This window comes from Rhizobium sp. BK289 (assembly GCF_014193575.1).
Lineage (GTDB): Bacteria > Pseudomonadota > Alphaproteobacteria > Rhizobiales > Rhizobiaceae > Rhizobium > Rhizobium tropici_C.
In genome coordinates this window covers 187,448-212,971 of the sequence record NZ_JACHZO010000005.1, presented here as the reverse complement: position 1 = coordinate 212,971, position 25,524 = coordinate 187,448, and the positions used below count along the sequence as shown (strand labels likewise).

Annotated in this window: 21 protein-coding genes; 2 read left to right on the top strand and 19 right to left on the bottom strand. The window is 61.5% G+C overall.

Annotation, left to right across the window (positions count from 1 at the left end):
- Positions 1–7: 7 nt before the first annotated feature.
- From FHT84_RS11850 to mutS, 16 genes are all read right to left on the bottom strand, one after another.
- Positions 8–1,180 carry a hemolysin family protein gene (locus FHT84_RS11850; protein WP_169644369.1) on the bottom strand — a complete coding sequence of 391 codons (1,173 nt, stop codon included), beginning with the start codon at positions 1,178–1,180 and terminating at the stop codon, positions 8–10.
- Between the two features lie 25 nt (positions 1,181–1,205).
- The gene (ybeY, locus tag FHT84_RS11845; RefSeq protein ID WP_183762494.1) at positions 1,206–1,712 is read right to left on the bottom strand and encodes an rRNA maturation RNase YbeY; all 507 of its coding nucleotides are present in this window, start codon (positions 1,710–1,712) and stop codon (positions 1,206–1,208) included.
- 19 nt (positions 1,713–1,731) lie between these two features.
- Positions 1,732–2,784 carry a PhoH family protein gene (locus FHT84_RS11840; protein ID WP_113249827.1) on the bottom strand — a complete coding sequence of 351 codons (1,053 nt, stop codon included), beginning with the start codon at positions 2,782–2,784 and terminating at the stop codon, positions 1,732–1,734.
- Positions 2,785–2,814: 30 nt separating this feature from the next.
- Complete coding sequence (miaB, locus tag FHT84_RS11835) at positions 2,815–4,227, bottom strand: tRNA (N6-isopentenyl adenosine(37)-C2)-methylthiotransferase MiaB (RefSeq protein WP_183762479.1); 1,413 nt, start codon at positions 4,225–4,227, stop codon at positions 2,815–2,817.
- Between the two features lie 61 nt (positions 4,228–4,288).
- Positions 4,289–5,086 (bottom strand): 1-acyl-sn-glycerol-3-phosphate acyltransferase, encoded by a 798-nt coding sequence (locus FHT84_RS11830; RefSeq protein ID WP_183762474.1) that lies wholly within the window; start codon positions 5,084–5,086, stop codon positions 4,289–4,291.
- A 30-nt stretch (positions 5,087–5,116) separates the two neighbouring features.
- Positions 5,117–5,545, bottom strand: a complete 429-nt coding sequence (locus tag FHT84_RS11825; RefSeq protein ID WP_112343661.1) for a Fur family transcriptional regulator — start codon at positions 5,543–5,545, stop codon at positions 5,117–5,119.
- 122 nt (positions 5,546–5,667) lie between these two features.
- Positions 5,668–6,162, bottom strand: coding sequence for an N-acetyltransferase (locus FHT84_RS11820; RefSeq protein ID WP_183762471.1), 495 nt, complete (start codon positions 6,160–6,162; stop codon positions 5,668–5,670).
- Positions 6,163–6,164: 2 nt separating this feature from the next.
- Positions 6,165–6,821 carry a tRNA (adenosine(37)-N6)-threonylcarbamoyltransferase complex dimerization subunit type 1 TsaB gene (gene tsaB, locus FHT84_RS11815; protein ID WP_112343659.1) on the bottom strand — a complete coding sequence of 219 codons (657 nt, stop codon included), beginning with the start codon at positions 6,819–6,821 and terminating at the stop codon, positions 6,165–6,167.
- A gap of 24 nt (positions 6,822–6,845) precedes the next feature.
- Complete coding sequence (locus FHT84_RS11810) at positions 6,846–7,412, bottom strand: NifU family protein (protein WP_112343658.1); 567 nt, start codon at positions 7,410–7,412, stop codon at positions 6,846–6,848.
- Positions 7,413–7,528: 116 nt separating this feature from the next.
- On the bottom strand, positions 7,529–8,020 hold the full coding sequence (locus FHT84_RS11805) for a universal stress protein (protein WP_112343657.1): 492 nt from the start codon (positions 8,018–8,020) through the stop codon (positions 7,529–7,531).
- A 75-nt stretch (positions 8,021–8,095) separates the two neighbouring features.
- The gene (gene trpS, locus FHT84_RS11800; protein ID WP_112343656.1) at positions 8,096–9,160 is read right to left on the bottom strand and encodes a tryptophan--tRNA ligase; all 1,065 of its coding nucleotides are present in this window, start codon (positions 9,158–9,160) and stop codon (positions 8,096–8,098) included.
- Between the two features lie 111 nt (positions 9,161–9,271).
- Positions 9,272–9,664 (bottom strand): VOC family protein, encoded by a 393-nt coding sequence (locus tag FHT84_RS11795; protein ID WP_112343655.1) that lies wholly within the window; start codon positions 9,662–9,664, stop codon positions 9,272–9,274.
- Between the two features lie 268 nt (positions 9,665–9,932).
- Positions 9,933–11,534, bottom strand: coding sequence for a murein biosynthesis integral membrane protein MurJ (gene murJ, locus FHT84_RS11790; RefSeq protein WP_112343654.1), 1,602 nt, complete (start codon positions 11,532–11,534; stop codon positions 9,933–9,935).
- Positions 11,531–14,446 (bottom strand): [protein-PII] uridylyltransferase, encoded by a 2,916-nt coding sequence (locus FHT84_RS11785; protein WP_112343653.1) that lies wholly within the window; start codon positions 14,444–14,446, stop codon positions 11,531–11,533. The genes murJ and FHT84_RS11785 overlap by 4 nt, the downstream gene beginning before the upstream one ends.
- 149 nt (positions 14,447–14,595) lie before the next feature.
- Complete coding sequence (locus FHT84_RS11780; protein ID WP_169644336.1) at positions 14,596–14,889, bottom strand: hypothetical protein; 294 nt, start codon at positions 14,887–14,889, stop codon at positions 14,596–14,598.
- Between the two features lie 28 nt (positions 14,890–14,917).
- Positions 14,918–17,659, bottom strand: a complete 2,742-nt coding sequence (gene mutS / locus FHT84_RS11775) for a DNA mismatch repair protein MutS (protein WP_183762468.1) — start codon at positions 17,657–17,659, stop codon at positions 14,918–14,920.
- Positions 17,660–17,772: 113 nt separating this feature from the next.
- On the opposite strand from mutS, the gene FHT84_RS11770 reads away from it, so the two are divergent.
- Together FHT84_RS11770 and FHT84_RS11765 are read left to right on the top strand one after the other, a co-directional pair.
- Positions 17,773–20,061: an NADP-dependent malic enzyme gene (locus tag FHT84_RS11770; RefSeq protein ID WP_183762465.1), complete on the top strand. Its 2,289-nt coding sequence runs from the start codon at positions 17,773–17,775 to the stop codon at positions 20,059–20,061.
- 67 nt (positions 20,062–20,128) lie between these two features.
- Positions 20,129–21,538, top strand: coding sequence for an adenylate/guanylate cyclase domain-containing protein (locus FHT84_RS11765; protein ID WP_112343649.1), 1,410 nt, complete (start codon positions 20,129–20,131; stop codon positions 21,536–21,538).
- A gap of 6 nt (positions 21,539–21,544) precedes the next feature.
- Here the strand turns inward: FHT84_RS11765 and FHT84_RS11760 are convergent, their stop codons facing one another.
- The 3 genes from FHT84_RS11760 to lspA form a co-directional block, all read right to left on the bottom strand.
- Positions 21,545–22,384 (bottom strand): GNAT family N-acetyltransferase, encoded by an 840-nt coding sequence (locus FHT84_RS11760; protein ID WP_246698532.1) that lies wholly within the window; start codon positions 22,382–22,384, stop codon positions 21,545–21,547.
- A gap of 269 nt (positions 22,385–22,653) precedes the next feature.
- Positions 22,654–24,942 (bottom strand): PAS domain-containing hybrid sensor histidine kinase/response regulator, encoded by a 2,289-nt coding sequence (locus FHT84_RS11755; RefSeq protein WP_183762462.1) that lies wholly within the window; start codon positions 24,940–24,942, stop codon positions 22,654–22,656.
- Positions 24,943–24,997: 55 nt separating this feature from the next.
- Positions 24,998–25,516, bottom strand: coding sequence for a signal peptidase II (lspA, locus tag FHT84_RS11750; protein ID WP_183762459.1), 519 nt, complete (start codon positions 25,514–25,516; stop codon positions 24,998–25,000).
- Between the last annotated feature and the right edge of the window lie 8 nt (positions 25,517–25,524).

Here is a 25,524-nt window from a genome sequence, read left to right as displayed (position 1 = left end):
GCGCCATTTATTGGCTGGCGGCGTTGCGCTCGGCCGGCGGTTCCTCGGCGATCGCCTCCGGTGCCGGCAAATCGCGCTCGGGCGCTCCTGCCTCGCCTTCCTGCTTGACGGTCGGCCGGCGGCGAGCGGCATGGCGCTTGCGCGTGATGCGCACCCGCTTGATGCGGCGCGGATCGGCATCGAGAATGTGAAATTCAAAGCCTGGAAGCGCCTGCACCACTTCGCCACGTACAGGAATGCGGCCAAGCGCTGAGAAGATCAGGCCGCCGAGCGTGTCCACTTCGTCGACCTGCTCGGCGATATCGAAATCCGGACCGATCGCGGCTGCGATCTCCTCGAGCTCGACGCGGGCGTCTGCCACGAAGACATCCTCTGAGACGCGCTTGAACATCACTTCTTCGTCATCGTGCTCGTCGTCGATGTCGCCGACGACCATTTCCACGATGTCCTCATGCGAAGCCAGACCGTCCGTGCCGCCGTACTCGTCGATCACGAGCGCCATCTGCGTGCGGTTGACCTGCATGCGCCGCAGGAGATCGGAGGCGAGCATCGAGGGCGGCACGAACAGGATCTTGCGGATGATGCCAGCCTCGGCCAGCGTCTTCTGCAGATCGACGCGCGAAAGATCGAAATTCGGCTTGGCCGAGCGCGCCGGCTTTTCGGCCGCAGGGGCTGCCGTTGCAGCGGCCGCCGTCTTGGCACTGCCGCTGCGGCGCTTGTTGCGGGCCTGCTTGGCGACATAGGAGAGCAGGTCGCGGATATGCACCATGCCGCGCGGATCGTCCAGCGTATCGGCATAAACGGGCATGCGCGAACGGCCGCTCTCCTCGAAGAGGATCATCAGCTCGCCGATGGTGATATTCTGATCCACTGCCTCGATATCGGCGCGCGGCACCATGACATCCTCGACGCGCACCTCGCGGAAGCGCAGGATGTTGTGCAGCATTGCACGCTCATCGGGCGAAAAGGCATCATCACCGGCGGCGTTGGTCATCAGCGCGTCGGCAAGGTCCTCGCGCAAGCGGGCGGCGTCCTGTGCCGGGCGCAGAATGCGCGCGGCACGTGCCCAGAATGAAGAATGGGATCGCTTGCCGTTGCTACTACTGCCTACCTCGTCGGAGGAGGCTGCTTCGGCTCCGTCTTTGGCCTCAGGGGCCGATCTTGTCGTAAAGTCGCTCATTGTTCCTGGTCAGACAGGGTTCAGATCAAATGGGGTCTTGTCCCGCATAGGGATCAGATAGGCCAAGCTTCGCCAAAATGCGAGTCTCCAGCCCCTCCATTCTTTCGGCTTCGCTATTATTCATATGGTCGTAGCCGAAGAGATGCAAGAAACCATGCACCATCAAATGCGTCAGATGGTCGTCGAAACTCTTTTCCAGATCGATCGCCTCGCGCTCCACAGTCTCCCTGGCGATGATGATATCACCCAGCATAGGACCTGGCTTGCCGCCGGGCTGAAGCGGGAAGGCCGGGAAGGACAACACATTCGTCGCCTTGTCCTGCGAGCGCCACTCCGCATTGATCTCGCGGATTGAAGCGTCATCGGTAAAGACCAGCGACAATTCAGGAGCCATTTTTGGAAATCGCTGCTTCTCGTATTTCCTGAGATAATTTGCAGCTTCGCCTAGCACGCGCTCGGCAAGCGACTGCAATACCTCTTCGGAAGGCCAATCGCCCTCCTCCACGCTGATCTGTATATCGAGTTCGGCCATGAGCTTTCGTAACCGCAGATCAGATCTGCGGATCGTTTTCCTCTGCCTTTGCGGCATAGGTGGAATCATAGGCCCGAACGATGCGCGCCACCAGCGGATGGCGGACGACGTCCGTATCCTTGAAGCGGACGATGGTGATGCCCTCGACGCCATCCAGCAGCTGCAGCGCTTCCACCAGGCCGGACTTGACGCCGCGCGGCAGGTCGATCTGGCTCGGATCGCCGGTCACGATCATCCGCGAGTTCTCGCCGAGGCGCGTCAGAAACATCTTCATCTGCATGGATGTCGTATTCTGCGCCTCGTCGAGGATGACGGCGGCGTTGGAGAGTGTGCGTCCACGCATGAAGGCGAGCGGCGCGATCTCGATGACGCCTGCGGTGATGGCGCGTTCGACCTTGTCGCCCGGCATCATGTCGTAGAGCGCGTCATAGAGCGGACGCAGATAGGGATCGACCTTTTCCTTCATGTCGCCGGGCAGGAAGCCCAAGCGCTCGCCGGCTTCGACGGCCGGACGCGACAGGATGATCTTTTCCACGGCACCGCGCTCCAGAAGCTGGGCGGCGTGTGCCACGGCGAGATAGGTCTTGCCCGTACCGGCAGGGCCGACGCCGAGGACGAGCTCGGACCGTTCCAGCGCCCGCATATAGGCATCCTGCGTCGGCGTGCGGGCGATGATCGTCTTCTTGCGCGTCGAAATCTGCGCCATCGTCAACTTGGCTTTTCTCTCCATAGTCGGCAGCGTCAATTGATCGTCGGCGGCAACCGCCATGCGGATTGCCCCTTCCACGTCGGATCGCTCTACATTGCCGCCTTTTTGCAGCTTGTCATAGAGGTAATCGAGTGTCCGGCGTGCCTGATTGGTGGCCAGCACGTCGCCCGCTATGACGACGGAATTGCCGCGGGCGCGGGCATCGATGCCGAGCCGCTCCTCGAGCAGCTTCAAATTCTGGTCGAACTGCCCGAAAAGTTCGCTGGCGAACCGATTATTCTCGAACGTCAGGGTGAAGTGATTGGCGTCGCTCGCGGTGCGGGGCTGGCGCGATGAAGAAGAAACCAATTCCTGTCCGTTCAAGCGGTGCGGCTCCTTGTGCCCGTCCGGAACCTAGAGCAATTCAGCAAAAAGGCTGTTCGTGCTGGTTCCGGTGATTCGTACGTTAATAATGTCACCGATTTGCGATGCTTTTGCATCAACATTCACAGATTGCAGCCAGGGAGAGCGTCCAATCAACTGGCCTGGCATCCGGCCCGGCTTTTCCAGAAGGATATCCACTGTTTTGCCCACACAGGCCTCGGCAAACGCATGCTGCTGCCTCAGCAACAATGCCTGCAAACGCTCCAGTCGTTCGGTTTTGACCTCTTCGGGCACCTGATCCTTCAACTCCGCGCCGGGCGTACCCGGCCGCGTGGAATATTTGAACGAGAAGGCCTGTGCATAATTCACCTCCTCGATCAGTCTCAATGTATCCTCAAAATCCTGATCTGTCTCCCCCGGGAAGCCGACGATGAAATCGCCCGAAAGGGCGATATCCGGGCGTGCAGTACGGATCTTCTCGATGAGCGTCAAATATTCCGCAGCCGTATGCCGGCGGTTCATGGCTTTCAGGATGCGATCCGAACCGGCCTGAACCGGCAGATGCAGGTAGGGCATCAGCGTGCGCAAGTCGCGATGCGCGCCAATCAGCCGATCGTCCATGTCGCGCGGGTGGCTGGTGGTGTAGCGCAGCCGCGCGAGGCCGGGGATTTCCGCCAGGCGATAAAGGAGATCGCCGAGGCTCCAGGCTTCGCCCTTCGGGCCGATGCCATGCCAGGCATTGACGTTCTGGCCGAGCAGCGTGATCTCGCGAACGCCGCCATCGACCAGCTTTTCGGCCTCTTCGACGATCTGCGAGACCGGGCGCGAGACCTCGGAGCCGCGGGTATAAGGCACGACACAGAAGGTGCAGAACTTGTCGCAGCCTTCCTGCACCGTCAGGAAGGCGGTAACGCCGCGGGCGCGGATCTTCGTCTTCTCTGCGATCGGCAGATGCTCGAACTTGTCCTCGATCGCATATTCCGTATCGACGACGCGCTGGCCTTCCTTGGCGCGGCGAAGCGCGTCCGGCAGGCGATGATAGGTCTGCGGGCCGATGACGACATCGACGGCAGGCGCGCGCCGCAGGATTTCCTCGCCCTCGGCCTGCGCGACGCAGCCGGTGACGCCGATCATCATCTCGCGTCCGTCGGCAGCCTTGCGCTTCTTCATCTCGCGCAGGCGCCCAAGCGCGGAATAGACCTTTTCGGCCGCCTTCTCACGAATATGACAGGTGTTCAAAAGGACGAGATCGGCCTCTTCCATGTCCTCTGTCGGCTCGTAGCCGTCGCGGGACAGCGCATCGCTCATCCGTGTGGAATCATAGACGTTCATCTGGCAGCCGTAGGTCTTGATGAAGACCTTGCGGCTGTTGGAGCCATCGCGGGGACCGAGCTGCAAAGCGTCGGTCGCCGGGGCGTCGAGGGTCAGGCTATCCTTGGTCATGGGCCGCTATGTAGTGGCTTTTGCTTTCGGAGAAAATGAAAAAGTTGGAATCACCTGGAAATCAGGCGATCTCGCGACCCAGCAGCCGGCTGGCGAGCATCGCTCGGATGCGCCGCGCAATGGTGGCGCTGACTTCCTTGCGGTTGGTGCCGGCACGATAGTCGACCGCCTGGCCGAAGCAGACATCGACATCGATGGCACCGCACTGGATGATGCCCTTCAGGTGCGGCACGAGCTCGATATCGCCGGGCCATGCCGTCAGCGGGCGATAGTAGCGGCCCATCGGCGTTCCATGGACGCGGGTATAGGCGACCGCGACCGGCTGAACATGCACGACGGCATCCGGCGCCTTCGGCAGGGCGGCAGCGGCCGCGCCGAACAGCGAGGATTTGACTTCAAGCAGCCGATTGCCGTCGGACGTGGTTCCTTCAGGGAACAACACCATGATTTCGCCGTCGGCCATGCGATCGGCAATCTCGTTCACCTGCTCGCCGGTCTTGCGCTTCTGCTCGCGCTCGACGAACACGCTCTTCTGCCACTGCGCAAACAGGCCGAAAATCGGCCAGTCGCGCACTTCCGACTTAGCGATGAAGGCAACGTCGGCCACCGCCGAGAGTACGAGAATATCGAGCCAGGACGAATGGTTGGACGCCAGCATCAACGGCCGGCTCGTCTCCATCTTGCCGACAACATGGATGCGTACGCCAAGCCAATAGCAGACGATGCGATGCCAGTAGCGCGGCAGATAGCGCCTGAGCTTCCAGTCGAAGCGCAGGCAGAGGATCTGCAGCGGCAGCATCACGGCGCTGACGATGCCAATGACCACGGCCGCACAGCCGATGCGCAGCCAGGTCATCAAATCGCTCGCTCCTGCATGAAAGCCTTCACGTCAACCTTCGTCCTTCTTCAGCGGGATGCCGTAAAGCTCCAGCCGGTGGTCGACGAGTTTGAAGCCGTGTTCGCGGGCAATGCGCTCCTGCAATGCCTCGATCTCCGGCGAATGGAATTCGATCACCTTGCCGCTCTTCAGATCGATGAGGTGATCATGATGCTCTTCCGGCACGGTTTCGTAACGGGACCGCCCATCGCGAAAATCGTGGCGGGCGAGAAGGCCGGCATCTTCGAACAATTTGACGGTGCGATAGACCGTCGAGATCGAGATTTTCGCATCCACCTCGACCGACCGCCGGTATAACTCTTCGACATCGGGGTGATCCCCGGAGCTCTCGATGATGCGCGCAATGATCCGTCGCTGCTCCGTCATGCGCATGCCGCGCTCGGCGCAAAGCTCCTCCAGGGATTTTACGGCGTCTTCCATCAATCGCTGTCTTCGGTCTGCTGGGACTGTGACAAGGGGCCAGAGCGCCGAATTGCCGCTCTATCTATTTGTTTTGCCGCATTTGTGCGACGCCAGATGATGCCACCTGGCTGCAAAATGCTCTAGCGAAGAACGCGGCGCATGACAAGCGCCGTCGACTTCTGGCCGTCTTCGCCGACATAATAGGCCTTGCGCTCGCCGACGGTCTCGAAACCGAGCTTGCGGTAGAGGCCGAGCGCCGGCTGATTGCCGCCGTCGACCTCCAGGAACATGGTTTCGCCGCCACGGCTACGGGCCTCGCGAAGAGCGGCCTGCATCAGCCTCCAGCCGAGACCGGAGCGTCCGAGCTTGGCGTTGACGGCGATCGTCAGGATTTCGCCCTCCCCCGCAACATGCCGCGCCAGCACGAAGCCGGGAAGCGCCTTCTTCAGGATGGCATTGGTCTGGCGGGCGACGAAGCCGAAGGTCGTTTCCTGCCCAAGGAGGCTCTGAAATTCACTCTCGTCCCAGACCCGCGGGAACCGCTCGCCATGCAGAAGCGCCACCTCGGCGCAATCCTTCGGCTCCATCGGGACGATTTCGTATTCGGCTTTCAAGGTCAGGTAGGATTCGAGCATGTCTATTGCCTGGCAATTGCGTATCCGGCCTGCGGTCTGGCATCGGGTCCGCGAAGATAAAGCGGCTTCGGCTTTTCGCCGGCAGGCTTGCCAGCGCCCAGCCGGGCGACGGTGGCAATCGGAAATGCGTCTGGCCGCTCCGCCGGCGGCGCGTCGCTCAACCGGGCGACGGCCGTTCCGGTGACCATGCCATCGAATGCGCCGGCGATTGCCCGCGCTTCGTCGATCGTCACGGCCCGAGCCTCGTCCAGCGGGTTGCCATCGGCAGCGAAGCTTTGGAGATAGATCTCCTCGCGCTTGGCATCGATGGCAGCCAGAACCGACTTGCCCGGATTCTGCGCTCTGGCAGTCGCCGCCATGACCTCGAGGGTCGTGACGCCGATTGCCGGAACATTGAGGGAAAGTGCAAAACCGCGTGCGGCTGCAACGCCGATGCGGATGCCGGTGAAGGAACCGGGGCCAACGGTCACGACGACACGCTCGATCGCCGAAAGCGCCGTACCGGCTTTCGCCAGCGCCTCGTCGACAACGTGCATCAGATGCTCGGCATGGCCTCGTCCGATCGTTTCCGTGACCTCCCCCATCACAGAATCACTGCCGCTATCATACACAGCGGCAGCGCAATCCACACCTGCCGTGTCGAGCGCCAGTACGATCATGTCAATTTTTCCGTTAGGCCGGGATTAGACGGCTTCGACTTCCTGCACTTCCGGGACGAAATGGCGCAGCAGGTTCTGCACGCCATGCTTCAGCGTTGCCGTGGAAGACGGGCAGCCCGAGCACGAGCCCTTCATGTTTAGGTAGACCTTGCCATCGCGGAAGCCGCGGAAGGTGATATCGCCGCCATCCTGGGCAACGGCCGGGCGCACGCGCGTATCCAGCAGTTCCTTGATGGTCAGCACGATCGCCTCGTCGCCCTCGTCGAAGAATTCACCGCCGGCATCCTGCACTTCGGACAGCACAGACGCCGAGCCCATGACCGGCTTGCCGGACATGAAATGCTCCATGATCGAACCGAGGATGGCGGGCTTCAGATGCTGCCATTCCTGATTTTCCTTGGAGACGGAAATGAAGTCATAGCCGAAATAAACGCCGATCACGCCCGGGATTTCGAAGAGGCGGCCAGCGAGCGGCGAAGCTTCGGCTTCTTCGGCGCTGCGGAACTCGGCCGTGCCGCTTTCCATCACCACTTTGCCCGGCAGGAACTTGAGGGTCGCGGGGTTCGGCGTCGCTTCGGTCTGAATGAACATCTTGATCTCCATGCGGCGGGCGAAAACCCTGTCCCGACTTTAGAATATTTCAAAAGAAAATAGGCCTTTTGGCCATTCTATTCAAGAGAGTGTTTCTCAAGAAATGACACACGCGATCAACTCAGCGCGTCGATTTCCTCGTTGCTCAGCGTATCCGGAAGCACCGTCACCGGGATCGGAAAGGCAGCGGCACGACCGGCGATCGACGAGACCAGCGGGCCAGGTCCCTCCTTCGCCGAACCTGCGGCAAGCACGAGAAGCGCGATGTCCCGGTCATCCTCGATCACCGCATTGATCTGCTCTGCGGCCGATCCCTCGCGAATGACGATCTCGGGATCGATGCCGATATTTTCGCGGACGGTCTGCGCTGCCTTTGCGGTCGCCGACTCGGCCTCCTCGCGCGCTTCCGCCCGCATGATCTCCTCGACGCCAAGCCATTGCTGGAAATCGCCCTCGGGGATCACATAAAGCAGCACGAGGCCGCCATTGGAATTCTTGGCGCGCCGTCCGGCATAGTGAACGGCACGCTGGCATTCGGGCGTGCCATCGATGACCGCCATGAACTTGCGGCGATGACCTTCGAGCCGTGAGAGACGTTTTGAAACCATAGGCCGACTCTGACACCCGAAGGCGATGTTTTGCAAGTCCCCGTTTCGTAACGGGAGCCCTCTATTACGACAACATCAATAGAGAAAGCCGATAATGTCGCGAATCTGCTTCATGGTCACGTCGGCGCGGGCACGAGCACGGGCGCTGCCATCGCGGAGCACCGCGTCGATATGGCCGGGATCGGCCATGAGGCGGCGCATTTCCATCGTAATCGGCGAAAGCACATGCACGGCCAGATCGACCAGCGCCGGCTTGAAGACGGAGAACTGCTGGCCGCCGAACTCGGATAGAACCTCAGCTTTCGACTTATCGGCAAGAGCCGCATAGATGCCGACCAGATTGTCAGCCTCGGGGCGGCCGGCAAGACCGGCGGTTTCGCTCGGCAAGCCATCCGGATCGGTCTTGGCCTTGCGGATCTTCTTCGAGATGTTTTCCTCGTCATCGAGCAGGTTGATGCGCGAAAGGTCCGAGGCGTCGGATTTCGACATCTTCTTCGTACCGTCGCGCAGCGACATGACGCGCGGCGCCGGGCCATCGATCAGCGGCTCGACCATCGGGAAATAGGCATGCACCGGCTCGTCGCCGACGGTGATGTCGATGCCATAGCCCGTGCGGCGGATATGCTCCATGTAGTCCAGATTGAACTTCATGGCGATGTCGCGGGTCAGCTCCAGATGCTGCTTCTGGTCGTCGCCGACCGGAACATGGGTGGCGCGATAGAGCAGAATGTCGGCGGCCATCAGGCTCGGATAGGCGTAAAGGCCGAGCGAAGCCTGCTCGCGATCCTTGCCGGCCTTGTCCTTGAACTGCGTCATGCGGTTCATCCAGCCGATGCGGGCGACGCAGTTGAAGATCCAGGCAAGCTCGGCATGGCCGGGCACGGCCGACTGATTGAAGACGATGTGCTTTTCCGGATCGATGCCGGCGGCAAGGAAGGCCGCGGTGATCGAACGCGTCTGGTTCGGCATGTCCTCATGAACGAGCTGCGCCGTCAGCGCATGCATGTCGACGACGCAGTAGATGCAGTCGTTGTTTTCCTGCAGGGCCACGAACTTGCGGATTGCGCCGAGATAGTTGCCGAGATGGAGATTGCCGGTGGGCTGGACGCCGGAGAATACGAGCGGCTTAAATTCGGTCATGTCGTCCTCAAAAGGCTTGTGGAGGGCCTGGGCGAGCGGCGCTCGACCCTTGGTTTCGAGCGGCTTATGCACGGCGGACAGGTTGGGATCAAGAGGCTATATGAGGCTGCATCAGGAAGAATGCTGGATCAGATCCCAGGTGTTGCCATAGGGATCGGCGAAGACTGCCACGGTGCCATAGACCTCATGGCGCGGTTCCTCCAAAAAACGCACGCCCTTTGCTTTCATCGCGGCATGATCGCGAGCGAAATCATCGGTCTTGAGAAAGAAGCCGACGCGGCCGCCGGTCTGGTTGCCGATCGCGGTGCGCTGGCTATCGCTGGCGGCCTGGGCGAGTAGGAGCGCGGCCCCTTCCCCGCCTTTCGGCCTCACGACGATCCAGCGCTTGCCCTCCGGCTGCACCTCGTCCTGCAGGCAATCGAAGCCGAGGGCATCGCAATAGAAGGTCTTGGCACGATCGTAATCGTCGACAACGAGGGTGACGAGGAAGAGGGATTGAGGCATAGGGGCTCCGCGAACAAAATAAACTGCGCATATGTGGAGGGTGCGCACCCCCTCTGTCCCTATCGGGACATCTCCCCCACAAGGGGGGAGATCGGTAGCGTGTGGCACCTACTCATATCTAATCATTAACGTGCTCATAGGGGTGGGCCTACTGGTTTACAAAGGGCGCGGCAAACTCCCAACAATCTCCCCCTTGTGGGGGAGATGTCGCGGCAGCGACAGAGGGGGGTTACGCGATCTCAGCTCGCGCGACAGCCGGCGTCGCTGTCTACTCCCCGTTCACCACCTCGGCATCCGGCGCTGGCTTCGCCCGCTTGCGCTTCAAATTGCGGCGCACCATGCCCAAATCCACGCCGCCGATCAGGAAGGCGACAATGAAATACACTGCCATCGCAATCAATATGAGCAAACCCAGGACGCCGGTCTTGGTGAGCAGCGTCGAGCCGGACCCCAGAAGCGGCTCCCACCGATGAGATAAATATAGGATGACGCCACCCATGACGGCGGAGGAGACGAGCAGCATGGCGGTGCGTCGCACCAGCGACCATTCCCAGACGAGATGCCCGCGGCGATAGAGCGTAACGAAGAGCTGTACAGCGTTCAGCCATCCGGCAACCGCTTCGGCGAGCGCAATGCCGCGTTCGGCCAGCACCGGGAAAAGCAGGATGGACAGCGCCGAATTGACGGCGACCGCGACCGCCGTGTAGCGCATCGGCGATTTTGTATCTTCTCGGGCATAAAAGCCGGGCTGCAAGGCCTTGATCAGCACGAAAGCCGGCAGACCCAAGCCGAAGATGGCGAGGATGGAGCCGACCAGCGTTGTATTGTTCGCGTTAAAGGCGCCGCGCTCGTAAAGCACGCGGATGATATCGTCGGAGAGCAGCCACAGGGCGACAGCAGCCGGCAGGGTCAGGAACAGCACGAATTCGATCGAGCGATTCTGGATATTGGCGGCTTCCTTGATATGGCCCGACTTCAGCGAACGCGCCAATTCCGGCAAAAGCACGATTCCGACCGCGACGCCGACGACGCCGAGCGGCAGCTGGTAGATGCGGTCTGCATATTGCAGGGCAGCGATCGCGCCTTCCTTGCCCGAGGCGATCGCCTGGCCGATCACCAGATTGATCTGAGTGACGCCGCCGGTGATGGCTGCTGGGATCGCAAGAAGCAGGAGCCGCTTGACATTGGGTGTGAAGCGCGGAAAGCGCAGGCCGATACTGATGCCGGCATGACGCACGCCTATATAGACGACGGCCAGCTGCAGCACGCCTGCCACCAGCACCGACCAGGACAGATACCATGCGGTGGTCAGCGGATCGGCGCCGAAATAGATCGCGTAGAACAGCGCGCTGATCATCACCAGGTTCAGGAAGATCGGAGCCACGGCCGCGGCGAAGAAATGATGCAGCGAATTCAGCATGCCGCTCATCATCGCCGTCAGCGACATCGACATGAGATAGGGGAACATCACGGCCGCCAACCGGACCGTCAGGTCGAATTTCTCGGCATCGTCGGCGAAACCAGGCGCGATGACCCAACGCACCAGGAGCGGCATGGCCAGTTCCATGACGATGGTGATCAGCAGCAGGACCGAGAAGAGAACGCCGAACACTTCTTCCGAGAAGCGCTTGGCGCCGTCGATGCCATTCGCCTCGATTTCCTTGGCAAAGAGCGGCACGAAGGCGGCGTTGAAGGCGCCTTCGGCAAACAGACGGCGGAAGAGGTTCGGAAAGCGGAAGGCGGCGTAGAAGACGTCTGCCATCGGGCCGGTGCCGAGAGCAGCGGCCATCAGCGTTTCGCGGGCGAAGCCGAAGATGCGGCTGCCAAGCGTCGCGCCACCGACCGTGATGAATTTCTTGACGAGGCTCATGCGGCGGAACCGGCTTTCTTCTCAGTGTCTGACTTTTCGACGGCGACGCCACGGGTGGCGGCGGGCGCGATGATGCCTGAAGGCATGCGCTCGCGCATCTCATCCTCCTCGCCGGCCATGACCGCCTTCAGGCGCGCGGTGATATAGGCTCGCTTGTTCTCGTTGGAAATCTTCTGCCCGACCAGATCGGTGACATAGAAGGTGTCGATGACCTTTTCGCCGAAAGTGGTGATGCGGGCCGACTGGATATCGAGCGACAGGTCCGAAAGGACGGCCGTGATTTCCGACAGCAAGCCGGGGCGATCGAGGCATTCGACTTCGATGACCGTGAACTTGTTGGAGAGGCTGTTGGTGATGATCACCGACGGCGGGATGACGAAAGCCTTGTTCTTGCGGCGGTTCTTCGTCCGGGTTGCGATGACCTCAGGCAGCCGCTTGCGGCCGGCCAGAACATCCTCGATCATCTTGCCGATGGTGGCGGCACGCCGCAGCTCGTCGGCGTCGTCGGGAAATTCGCGGCTGACATGGATGGTGTCGAGCGCGCGGCCATCCGATGTCGTGAAGATCTGCGCGTCCGCGATATTGGCGCCGGCCGCGGCACAGGCGCCGGCAATCACGGTCAACAGACGCGGATGGTCGGGCGATAGAACGGTGATCTCGGTGATGGCGTGGAAGCTGTCGGTGCGCACCATAGTGGCAAGCACCTTGTCCGCCTTGTCCGACTGGCGAATGAACTGCGTGTGGCGGACCTGGTCCTCCAGCGGCACGGACAGCAGATAGGGCTGGTAGTGCAGCTTAACGTAAGCCTTGCGATCCTTCTGGCTCCAATCCGAAAGGGCCTGTCCCAGCGCTTCGGCGGCCGCCTCGGCCCGCTCCTTGCGCGACACTTCGGAGAAGCCGCCCGCCAACAGCAGTTCGGTCTCGTAATAGAGCGTGCGCAGCAGCTGGCCCTTCCAGCCGTTCCAGACGCCGGGGCCGACGGCGCGGATGTCGCAGACGGTGAGGATCAGTAGCATCTTCAGCCGGTCGAGCGACTGCACCCGGTCGGCGAAATCGATGATGGTCTTGCGGTCGGTCAGGTCGCGCGTCTGGGCGACCATCGACATGGTCAGATGCTCGGCAATCAGCCAGACCACCAGCTCCGTCTGCTTCGGCGAAAGGCCGAAGCGTGGGCAGAGCTTGCGTGCAACCGCGGCGCCGGCTTCCGAGTGGTCCTCCTCGCGGCCCTTGGCGATGTCGTGCAACAGGACGGCGACATAGAGCGCATCGCGATCCTCGATATTGGGCATCAGCTTGTTGGTCAGCGGATGGATATCCTCGGCCTTGCCCTTGTCGATCTCCGACAGCACCTCGACGGCGCGGATCAGATGCTCGTCCACTGTATAGTGGTGATACATGTTGAACTGCATCATCGAGACGATCTTGCCGAATTCCGGAATGAAGCGGCCGAGCACGCCGGCCTCGTTCATGCGGCGCAGGATCAGAGCTGGATCGCGCTTCGAGGTGAGGATGGAGAGGAACAGCCGGTTCGCCTCCTCGTTCTCCCGCAGATCGTTGTCGATCAGGTTCAGCGACCGCGTGACGCGTTTCAGCGCATCCGGATGGAATTCCAGGCCATTGATGTCGGCAACGAAGAACAGCCGGATGAGGCTGACCGGATCGCGCTTGAAGACGTCGGGATTGGCAAGCGCGATGCGGCCGCGATCCTCGACGAATTCGACGGTGCCGGCGATCTTGCGCGAACGGTTGGCAAAGCGGCTGATGACGCCGGTGAGCCCGGGGGTGGCTTTCGCCTGCTGGTCTTCAAGTGCGGCACAGAGGATGCGGGTGAGATCGCCGACATCCTTGGCGACGAGGAAATAGTGCTTCATGAAGCGCTCGACCGCCGAAAGGCCGGGGCGGGCATTGTAGCCGAGGGCTTCTGCGATATCGCGCTGGATATCGAAGGAAAGCCGCTCTTCCGCCTTGCCCGTCAGGAAATGCATGTGGCAGCGCACGGCCCAAAGGAAGTCCTCTGCCTTCTGGAAGAGGCGATATTCCTGCTTCGAAAGCACGCCGAGCTTCACCAGTTCGGCGGGATCGCGGACGTGGTAATAATATTTCGAGATCCAGAACAGCGTGTGCAGGTCGCGCAGGCCGCCTTTGCCTTCCTTGACGTTGGGCTCGACCAGATAGCGGGTGTCGCCGGCCTTGCGATGACGTACGTCGCGTTCGGCGAGCTTGGCGGCGATGAATTCCGGACCGGTATTGGTGACGATTTCCTTATCGAAGCGCGCCTCCAATTCCTTGGCGAGCGGCGCATTGCCGCAAATATAGCGGGTCTCGAGAATGGCCGTGCGCACCGTCATGTCGGATTTGGCCTCTCGGATGCACTCCTCGACCGTGCGCGTGGCGTGGCCGACCTTGAAGCCCATGTCCCAGAGCATATAGAGGATGAATTCGACCGCCTTGTGCGTGTCGCTCTCAGGCTTCGGCTGGAAGAGGAAGAGAAGATCTATATCGGATCCCGGCGCCAGCGTATCGCGGCCATAGCCGCCGACCGCCGTCACGGAGAAGGCACCCGCCTGCTTCGGATAGACGTGACGGACGGTGAAGTCGTAGAGAATGGTGATGATCTGGTCCTGCAGCCAGGAAATCCGGTGCGCGCAATCGAGGCCGCCGCCTTCCTCAATCAGCAACCGACGCGCCGACTCGCGGCCTTCCTGGCTCGCCTTTTTCAACAGCGCCAGGAGAGCGGAGCGCTCCTCATTCTTGTCCAGGCCGCGTTTGGCGAGAGCCTCGCATTCCGCCCTTAGCGCGGAGACATCGAGAATGGTCGAAAAATCGATATGATGCGTTTCCATGCTGTGCCGATCGGCTTTCTGTTCACTGACAGCGGCCCGTTGCCGGTGCGCCTGTCTTCTCGTCTGCATGCGCTATAGCCCCTTTGGCCGGTGATTGACAAAGGCATTCTACGCCCGCGTCTCTCGAGGGTAGATTGCATGGAATCGACGATCCCTATGATGTCTACCAGGCCGACGTTGACGAAGCGTGACGGCAATCGACGCAGAAGCCGGCAGTTTTAGGGCCTTGCCGGCTCGATCACCCGCCTGAGCTCGTTCAAACTATATAATATGTTGCGCGACTGGGCGCCGATCTGCGTCACCATTTCGCGCTCGCATTCCCAATAACCGGCCTTGGCGATCTTCGAGCAGATGTCGGAAATGCGGCTGCAGGACAGAGTGATGTCAAGCAGGCCGCGATCGGATTCGCAGTCCGGGGGCTCCCCCTCGCCACAGATCTTGCCGCGCGCGGCGATCGGAGAGAAGCGCTCGCCCAGAATGCGGACTTCGGCGAGAAGAACTTCGAGATACATCATATTGCCCTTGGAATATCGCCTGCGGTCAGCTGCTTTTGGTAAGCGTTTTCTTCAGTTCATAGAGCACATCCAGAGCGGCGCGCGGCGTCAGATCGTCCAGATCCAGCATTTTCAGCCGTTCCTCGACCTTGGACGGCTCGCGCCGGCCAACGGCTTCCTCCCGGCGGACGGCCACCTGGAAGAGAGGCAGATCATCGATAAGCTGGCTTGCCGGATTCTTGCGGTCAGCATCTTCGAGCCGCGTCAGGACATCACGGGCGCGCGCCACCACGGAAGCCGGCAGGCCGGCGAGACGCGCGACCTGAATGCCATAGGAGCGATCGGCAGCTCCCGGTCCGACCTCATGCAGGAAGATGACGTCGCCATCCCATTCCTTGACGCGCATGGTGGCATTGGAAAGCCGGCCGAGCTTCTCGGATAGCACGGTCAGCTCATGGAAATGGGTGGCGAAGAGGCCGCGGCATCGGTTGGCTTCATGCAGATGCTCGACTGCGGCCCAGGCGATCGAGAGACCGTCGAAGGTCGCGGTGCCGCGACCGATCTCGTCGAGGATGACGAGGGAGCGTTCCGTCGCCTGGTTGAGGATCGCAGCCGTCTCGACCATTTCGACCATGAAGGTCGAACGTCCCCGTGCCAGATCGTCGGAAGCGCCGACGCGCGAGAAGAGCCGGTCAACAATGCCGATATGGGCCGAAGCGGCGGGTACGAAGGAGCCCATCTGCGCGAGAATGGCGATCAAAGCATTCTGGCGCAGGAAGGTGGACTTACCGCCCATGTTCGGGCCGGTCAGGAGCCAGATGGCGCCATCCTTGCCGTCGGCTTTCGGCGAGAGATCGCAATTGTTGGCGACGAACGGACCGCCGGCCTGACGGCGCAGTGCCTGTTCGACGACCGGATGACGGCCGCCTTCGATCGCGAACATGCGGCTGCCATCGATGACGGGCCGGCAATAGGCCTGCTCCTCGGCAAGCAGCGCAAGCCCGGCTGCGACATCGATTACCGACAGCGCGCGGGCACCGGCCTTGATCGCCTCGGCAGCAGCCACCACGGCCGCGACCATGCGGTCGAAAGCCTCGAGCTCGATCGCCAGCGCCTTGTCGGCGGCGTTGGCGATGCGGCTTTCGAGGTCGGCAAGCTCGGTCGTCGTAAAGCGCATGGCGTTCGCCATGGTCTGACGATGGATGAAGCGCGCCTTGGCTTCGCTCGTATCCGTCATCGGACCGGCATTGCCGGCGGTGACCTCGATAAAATAGCCGAGCACATTATTGTGCTTGATCTTCAGCGACTTGATGCCGGTCTCCTCGGCATATTGCAGCTGCAGGCCGGCGATGACGCGGCGCGACTGGTCGCGCAATGCCCGCACTTCGTCCAGCTCGGCATTCGCCCCCTCCCTCAGGAAGCCGCCGTCCCGCTTCAGCAGAGGCAGTTCTTCGGCAAGCATGGCAGCGAGCATCGCTTCAAGATCGGCTGGCAAAGCTTTAAGCCCGGCCAATGCAGCGGCAAGCTCCTCCGGCAGCAAGGCGCCACCGAGAAGACGGGCGAGATCGGCCGCCGCCGCAAGCCCCTGACGAATCGCCCAGAGATCGCGCGGGCCGCCGCGATCGAGCGCAAGGCGCGATAGCGCGCGCGGCATGTCGGGCACATGCTTCAACGCCGAACGCAGATCGCTGCAGAGCGACGGCTCCTCGGTCAGGAAGCCGATCGAATCCAGGCGTTCATTGATGCGGGCGGGGTCGGTGAGCGGCGACATCAGCCGTTCGGCGAGAAGGCGGGCACCACCGCCGGTCACGGTGCGGTCGATCGCCTTCAACAACGAGCCGTTGCGGTCGCCGGAAAGCGTGCGAACCAGTTCGAGATTGGCGCGGGTGGCGGGATCGATGAAGAGCGTCGAAGCGCCGCTTTCACGCTCGGGCAGCCCCAGCGGCGGCCGCTCGGCAAGCTGGGTCTTTTCGACATAGGCGATGGCAGCGGCAGCGGCGGCAAGCTCTGCCCGGCTGAACGTGCCGAAACCATCGAGCGTCGACACGCCGAAGTAACGTGTGATCCGTCCCTCGGCGCTGGCGCTGTCGAAGAGCACCGCGGGCTGCGGTACAGCGGTCCGCCCGAGGATATCGAAAACCGGCTTCAGCTCGGGATCATGGAACATCGTATCCGGCAGGATCAGTTCTCTGGGATCGATGCGCAGGATGTCGGCCAGCAGCCTTGAGGCTTCCGTCTCGGCGAGGCGGAAGACGCCTGTCGAAATATCGATCCAGGCAAGCGCCAGCTGCGGCTCGGCGCCGCCGCGGATGCGGGTGAGCGCCATCAGATAGTTGGATTCCGAAGGCGAAAGCAGCTTTTCCTCGGTAATCGTGCCCGGCGTCACCAGACGCACGACATCGCGTCGCACCACCGATTTGCCGCCGCGCTTCTTAGCCTCCGCCGGATCTTCCACCTGCTCGCAGACGGCGACACGGAAACCAAGCGCGATCAGCTTCTGCAGGTAGTCATCGGCGGCGTGAACCGGCACGCCGCACATCGGGATATCCTGCCCCATGTGCTGGCCGCGCTTCGTCAGCGTGATGCCGAGCGCGCGCGACGCATCGACGGCATCTTCGAAGAACAGTTCGTAGAAGTCGCCCATGCGATAGAACAACAGCGAACCGGGATTGTTCGCTTTGATCTCGATATATTGCTCCATCATCGGAGTGGCCGAGGCGCGGCTTTCCTCCGAGGCAAGCTCGGCGGCCGAGAAAGCATCGATGCTGGCGTTAATACGTTCGTTCACGGAGGTGCAGTTTTTCCAAAAAAATGAGGTGCCACCCTATCCGCGCGCCGCTATAGAAGACAACAGCTATCGGACAAGAGGGACCGGTCGCCCACAGGAGGTTTGGAGGAACAATGGCTGACAGCAAGAGCAAGTCGCGTCCGGGAACGGGGATCACCGATCAGGAAGCACTGGACTTCCACAAGAACGGCCGCCCCGGCAAGCTTGAGATCAACCCGACCAAGCCGATGGCGACACAACGCGATCTTTCCCTTGCCTATTCGCCCGGTGTCGCCGTTCCCGTCAAGGCGATCGCCGCCGATCCGGCGACGGCCTACGACTATACCTCGCGTGGCAACATGGTCGCCGTCATCTCGAACGGCACGGCCATTCTGGGGCTCGGCAATCTCGGAGCTCTGGCCTCCAAGCCGGTCATGGAGGGCAAATCGGTCCTCTTCAAGCGCTTTGCCGACGTCGATTCGATCGACCTCGAGATCGACACCGAGAACGTCGACGAATTCATCAATTGCGTGCGCTATCTCGGCCCCTCCTTCGGCGGCATCAATCTGGAAGATATCAAGGCACCCGACTGCTTCATCATCGAGCAGCGACTGCGCGAGCTCATGGATATCCCCGTGTTCCATGACGACCAGCACGGTACCGCGATCATCGCCGCCGCCGGGCTCATCAACGCGCTCGAGCTGACCGGCCGCGATCTCAAGACCACCAAGCTCGTCTGCAACGGCGCCGGCGCTGCCGCCATCGCCTGCATCGAGCTGATCAAGGCCATGGGCTTCAACCCTGAGAACATCGTCCTCTGCGACACCAAGGGCGTGATCTACCAGGGCCGCAGCGAAGGCATGAACCAGTGGAAGTCGGCACACGCCGTCAAGACCGACAAGCGCACGCTGGCGGAAGCGATGAAGGGTGCCGATGTGGTGTTCGGGCTGTCGCAGAAGGATGCCTTCTCGGAAGAGATGATCCGCTCCCTGGCGGACAAGCCGATCATCTTCGCCATGGCCAATCCCGATCCGGAAATCACGCCGGAAGAAGTCGCCCGCATCCGCGACGACGCCATCATGGCGACGGGGCGCTCGGACTATCCGAACCAGGTCAATAATGTCCTCGGTTTCCCCTATATCTTCCGGGGCGCGCTCGATGTGCGCGCGACCACCATCAATGACGAGATGAAGATCGCCGCCGTCAACGCGCTGGCGAGCCTGGCGCGCGAAGACGTGCCCGACGACGTGGTCGCCGCCTATCAGGGCGCAAGGCCGCGCTTCGGCGCGCAATACATCATCCCGGTGCCGTTCGACCCGCGCCTGATCTCGGCAATACCGGTGGCTGTCGCGAAAGCCGCGATCGAAAGCGGCGTCGCGCGCCGCGAAATATCGGATATGGCCGCCTATGCGCGCGAACTCTCGGCCCGGCGCGATCCGATCGCCTCGACGCTGGCCCAGCTCTACGAGCGCGTGCGCCGGCATCAGAAGCGCATTGTCTTCGCCGAGGCGGAAGAAGAACAGGTCATGCGCGCCGCCCTCTCCTATGCCAACCAGGGACTCGGCACGGCGATCCTGCTCGGCCGCGAGGATCTGATCGAGGCCACCGCCGAACGCGCCGGCATCGATCTCAATCGCCCCGGCCTCGAAATCGTCAATGCGCGCATCTCGAAGCGGGGCGACGCCTATATCGACTATCTCTATGCCCGGCTGCAGCGCCAGGGCTACCTGCATCGCGACGTCATCCGCCTGATCCACAACGACCGCAATCACTTCGCCGCCTGCATGGTGGCGCTGGGAGACGCCGACGGCATGGTAACGGGCGTGACGCGCAACTATTCGACTGCGCTTGGAGACGTGCGCCGCTGCATCGACGCCAAGCCGGGACACCGGGTCATCGGCATATCGATCGTGCTTGCTCGCGGCCGAACCGTCTTCGTTGCCGATACCGCCGTGCACGACATGCCGACCTCCGAAGAACTGGCCGATATCGCTGAAGAAGCCGCCGGTTTCGCACGGCGCATGGGCTATGAACCCCGCGTTGCCATGCTCGCTTATTCCACCTTCGGCCATCCGCCGGGCGAACGTTCCGAGCGGGTGCGTGAAGCGGTTGATATTCTCGACAAGCGATACGTCAATTTTGAATTCGACGGCGAAATGGCGGCGGATGTGGCGCTGGACCGGAAGCTCATGGAAAGCCTCTATCCCTTCTCGCGGCTTTCCGGACCGGCAAACGTGCTTGTCATGCCCGCTTTCCACTCTGCGGCGATCTCCACCAAGATGCTGCAGGAACTCGGCGGCTCCACGGTGATCGGGCCGCTGCTCGTCGGCCTCGACAAGCCGGTGCAGATCACTTCCATGGGAGCCAAGGATTCCGATATCGTCAATATGGCCGCCATCGCGGCCTATGGTGCCGGCGCCTGACCCTTGCATTCCTAGGGCAGCCGAACAAAGATGATGGCTGCCCTGGGAATTAGGTGTAGAATGGGGGATGACTGACGCTCAGCCCCTGTTCGAAGTGCTGCGCCATTCAGCGCGGCCTGACATCGTCGACGCAATCGAGCGGATGGTGCTCGAGGCGCCCGACCGCAAGCTCAATCGCATGAATGCGCTCGCCTTCGCGGGCGACCATGGCTTCGACGACGAACACACCATCAGTGCCTTTCTCCACGCCGCGCGCCTTGGCCTGTTCGAGATGTCCTGGAACGTGCTTTGCCCGGGATGCGGCGGGGTGCTGGATGCCAATACATCGCTGAAGTCGGTCCAGAGCGAAACCTATAGCTGTACCTTATGTGCAGCCGGCTACGAACCGACGCTCGACGAGATGGTCGAGGTCACCTTCACCGTCAGTCCGCGGCTGCGCCATATCGACGCCCACAATCCGCATGATTTGCCGCCTCATGAATATTTCCGCCAGGTCTACTGGAGTTCGGGCGTCGATCTTCCCGATGACGGCTATGAGGAAAAGGTCGATGAATTCCTATTGGAAGCCTTGGAGCTGCCAGCGGGCGAAAAGGCTGTCCTGTCGCTGCAACTGCCGGCCGAATTCGTCATTGTTTTCGAGCCGGTTACCCATAGCGCGCAGTTCATCGACGTAAAGGGCGAACCATCCAAGGAACGGCAGAGCATATCGCTCGTCTTCGATCGCATGCATCGGCACCACGACACGATCGAGCTTAGACCGGGCCCGCTTCGCATCGTCATAGAGAACCATACGGAAGTGCGCACCCTGCCGTCCGTGTGCATCGCCAATGATGCACTTCATACCCTGCTCGGCCAACGCCGGCCGTTCCTGACCGCCAAGCGGCTGCTCTCCAATCAGACCTTCCGCGACATATACCGGACCGATACGATCGACATCAACCAGCGGCTGAAAATCGCGAGCCTCACCTTTCTCTTCACCGATCTTCGTGGTTCGACGGAACTCTATGAGCGGGTTGGCGATCTTGCGGCCTTCGATCTGGTCAAAACACACTTCAGCATCCTGCATGAAATCGTAGGTGCGGAAGCCGGCGCGGTCGTCAAGACCATCGGCGACGCGGTCATGGCCACTTTCCCGACGCCAGACCGGGCGCTCGCTGCGGCAATGCGGATGCGCGAGGCCATGTCCAGCCTCAACGAGGAACGCGGCAACGACGATCTTCTTCTGAAGATCGGCATCCACGAGGGACCATGCATCGCGGTCAGCCTGAACGAGCGGCAGGATTATTTCGGACAAACGGTCAATATCGCCTCACGCGTGCAGCATCTGGCGACATCGAGCGAGATATTTGCCACGGGTGCGGTGCTGGAGAATGCCCGCGCCGCCGAACTGCTGACGACACGCGGCTTGAAACCGCAATCGCATCATGTCGCGCTTCGCGGCATCACCGATGCGATCGATATTTTTGTGATCCCTTGAGATCTGTCAGCTTGCGAAGCGACCGGCATCCGCGCCGTAGTAATTGACGTAGCGGTCCGAGATGCTGGCGATCGGCAGGACGATCAGCACGTCGGTCGTGTTGAAGGCATGATCGACAACGGCGGTCGATCCGACCATAGCACCAAGGCGCAGATAACCCTTGATCAGCGGCGGCATCGCCATGAGCGCCTTTTTCGGATTGACGGCTTCAACAGGCATCAGGTCCATGTTGCGAGCAAGGGACGGCAAGGCACCGACTGTCCATTCGTCCTTGGCGACAACATTGTGATAGAGGAAGGACAGGGCCAGCGCATGCTGCTCCGGCAGGATGCCCGGGAAAGAGGCGCAGCCGATCATCGCGCCCATACCGTGCTTCAGGGCATAGGCCCAATTGCCTTGCCACAGCAATTCCACCGTGCGCTTGTTCCGGTAAGCCGGCAACACACAGGAACGGCCAAGCTCCATGAAGCGCTTGTCCGGATGACGGGCCAGCAGCGTGTCGATGTCGAATTCCGAAGAGGAATAGAAGCCGCCATTGGCCATGGCCACTTCCTGACGCAACAGACGATAGGTGCCGACGATCTGGTCTTCCGGGTCGCCTTCGATCGAATGGTCCAAAACCAGAAGATGGTCGCAAATGGCGTCCCAATTGTCGATATCACGCTGGCGACGCATGGCCTCAGCCGGCAGTTGCGCGTTCATCTCCTCGACGAAAACGCGGTAGCGGACGGCCTGAGCGGCATCGATTTCGCGCGCCGTGCGGGCAAGGCGCGTTTCTAGATTTCCGATGCGTCCGAGCACATCGCTGGCAACTGGTGCAACCGTTGCCTTTGAAGACTGAACCATTTCGCCCTGAGCTTCGCGATTCAAGATTTCGATGGACATGGCGATTCTCCCCTACGGGCCGATATAGCGCCATAAACCAAATTCGTGCGACAGGAAAGTGACACGCAGCTTTGCTAAAAGCAAGAAGTGTGCCCATTTCAATTTTCGAATGAACGCACCGTCCCCAACTTAGCAGCAGCAATTGCCATAGGTTGAGCCTTATTGCCGGCCGCTATCGAGCATTGATGAGCCGGCTTCCTTAACCTTCATCCGAAGATCGGTGCTCATGTCTAGGCGCGTTCGAAAACCGACCTCGACAGGCCCTGCAGCGTTGCCGTCAGCTTTTCGGGATCGACCGGCTTGACGATGACGGCATCGGCCCCGGCCAGCAAAGCCTGACGGCGGACCGAGTCGCGGCTGTCTGCGGTCAATACGACGATCGGAAGTGGAGGCAAACCGTGCCGACGCTCGTAGGCCCGCAATTGCGCAAGCACGGCGGCACCCGAGCCTCCGGGCATGTTGAGATCGGTTACCAGCACCTCGGGCCGCGCTTCGGCGTTTTCGACGCGAACGCGAAGACCGTCGAAATCCTCGACGAGGCGGACTCTGTGGCCGGCCTTGGAGAGCATGGCCCTGACCAGCATGGCATTGACCGGATCATCTTCGCCAAGCAGGATATCGAGCGTGCGGTCCTCCGCCTCCGGCGTCGTGATGCCGATCTCGGAGACCGCTTCGATGAAAGCATCGCGCTTTTCCATGCCTCGCATGCGACCCCTCAGCACATCGATGAGCGATTGTTCGCGCAGCGGCCGGATGAGCCAGGCGTCGAAGAGATCGAGCGGATGGGTGTTGCGCTCCTCCGGATTGACCAGGAAGATCTTGCGCAGGCCGGGCACGGCAAGCGCGGTTCCCTCGCTGAAATACCAGGGCGCCATGCGGTGGTCGACGATGAGATCCGTCCACGCTCCCTCCTCGCCCATTGGGAACGAGCGCAGCAGGTCGTCCATATCGCCGGCGTAGATCAGCCGGCAATGGCCGCCAAGGGTACGGATGGTTTGCGTGATTGCCTCGCTTGCGGCCCCTTCCGGCGCCAGCAGCAGGACACGCGATCCCTTGAGCATGATGTCGCGCCACTCATGTTCGTTCTCCCCGGCATCCAGGCCGACCGGAAAGGAAATGATGAACTCGCTGCCCTTGCCGCGTTCGCTGGCGACGCTGAGCCTGCCGCCGAATTCGCGCAGGATGCGGGCGGAAATGGCCAGACCCAGGCCGGTGCCGGCGCTTTTTTCCACGATCGTGCCGGCCTGTTCGAACTCGCCGAAGACACGCGCCTGTTCTTCCTCGGTCATGCCGGGGCCGCTATCCCGCACCGATATCGTCAAATCCTGTTCCCGGATATCGACACGGACAAGCACGCCGCCGGTCTGGGTGAACTTCACGGCGTTGCCGATGACATTGAACAGGATCTGGCGCAGACGGGCCGGATCGAATTCCATGCTCTCAGGGACCTTGGCCGCAACGCTCGCAGCGATTTCGATGCCCTTTTCATGAGCGCGATGGGCAAGCATCTCGATGACGCCTTCCAGCAGAGGCCGCAACGCCTCCTTGCGCGGATGCAATTGAAAGCGACCGACCTCGATCGTGGAGAAATCCAGCAGGTCTTCGACCAGCTGCACCAGCGCATGACCCGACTGGCGAATGCCCGTCAGGTAATTTGCCTGCTCCAAGGTCAACGGCGTCTGGGCAAGCAGATGGTTCATGCCGAGAATGCCCGACAGCGGCGTACGGATCTCGTGGCTGACGGTGGCGAGCAGCCGCGATTTGGCCGCGCTGTTATATTCGGCCTTCAGCCGCGCATCCTCGCGCAGGCGAGCCGCCTGCCGCTCTTCCGTCACGTCGCGCGCAATGCTCTGGATGCACAATTGCCCCGTCGCCGGATCGCGGAACATGACATCGTGCCAGGCAAAGACGCGCCGCCCTTCGGGCGTGGCGATTTCGGCATCCTGATGTTTTGCATCGGTGACGGCACGGAATAAGAGACCGGCTTCTTCCAGAGTCAGGCCTTCCGGATGCGGCTTGCCGGTCAGTTTGCGGAAAGTGGCGTTGGCATGCAGAATCCGGCGATCGATGCTGCGCGTGACCGCGATGTCGCCGAGCGCATCATGAACGGTAGCAAGCAGGCCGGTGCTTTCCCTGTGTTCCCAAAGACGGTCGTGCTCGCTTTCGCTGAAATCGGCTGGGATGACTCCAGGTTTGCGCGATGCGTTGCGGGCATTGAAGATGCCGACAGCGGCAAGCACGATTGCAACAAGACCGAGAACGCCTGCAAGCGTCAGCGGACCTCCGGCAAAGCCGATCGCAAGAAGGGCCGCGCCCGCCAGAAGGCCGCCGCCATTCAGCCAATGGCCTTCCAGCCACCACGCCTTTGCCGGCGAGGCCGGCTGGCGGAGCGCATCCTGGGATGATGGGATCGGTTTCGCAGGCGGCGGCTCGGTTTCGGCCGCTCCTTCGATCGGTCCCGTGTGGCCGCGGATTTGGGCTGCGGCAAGCTTTTGCTGCAGATTTGCCAGAGTGCTCATGCAACCTGGCTAACACATGCACTCTTCCCGATGCCTTCAGGGATTCGCTAGAATTTTAAGCTTTCGCCTTTTTCGGCATTAGAAGCTCGTCGAGAATGACGCAGCCTGCCCCGACGGTGATGAAACTATCAGCGAGATTGAACACCGCAAAAGACCAGGTCTGGGTGTGGAAGAGGATATAGTCGATCACATGGCCATACAGAAAGCGGTCGATCAGGTTGCCGAGCGCCCCGGCGATGATCAGGGCAAAGCCCACATGGGCAAGCCAGCGATTGTCGGGCGTGCGCCACCAGAGCCACAGCACGAAAGCGACGATGACGAGCCGCATGCCGACGATGAACCAGCCGTCCATGCCTGACAGCATGGAGAACGCGACGCCGAGATTGTAGGTGCGATAGAGCGCCAGCATCGGAATGACCGGCACCATCTCCTGCAGCGGCAGCCAGTGATCGACCATGACCTTGACGGCCTGATCGAGAATGACCGCAACCACGATGAAGATCAGGATCGGCAGGGGCCGGGAAAACAAGGCCGGCCTCGCAGTCGGCTGTTCATTGGTCTCGCTTTCGGTCATCGGGTCTC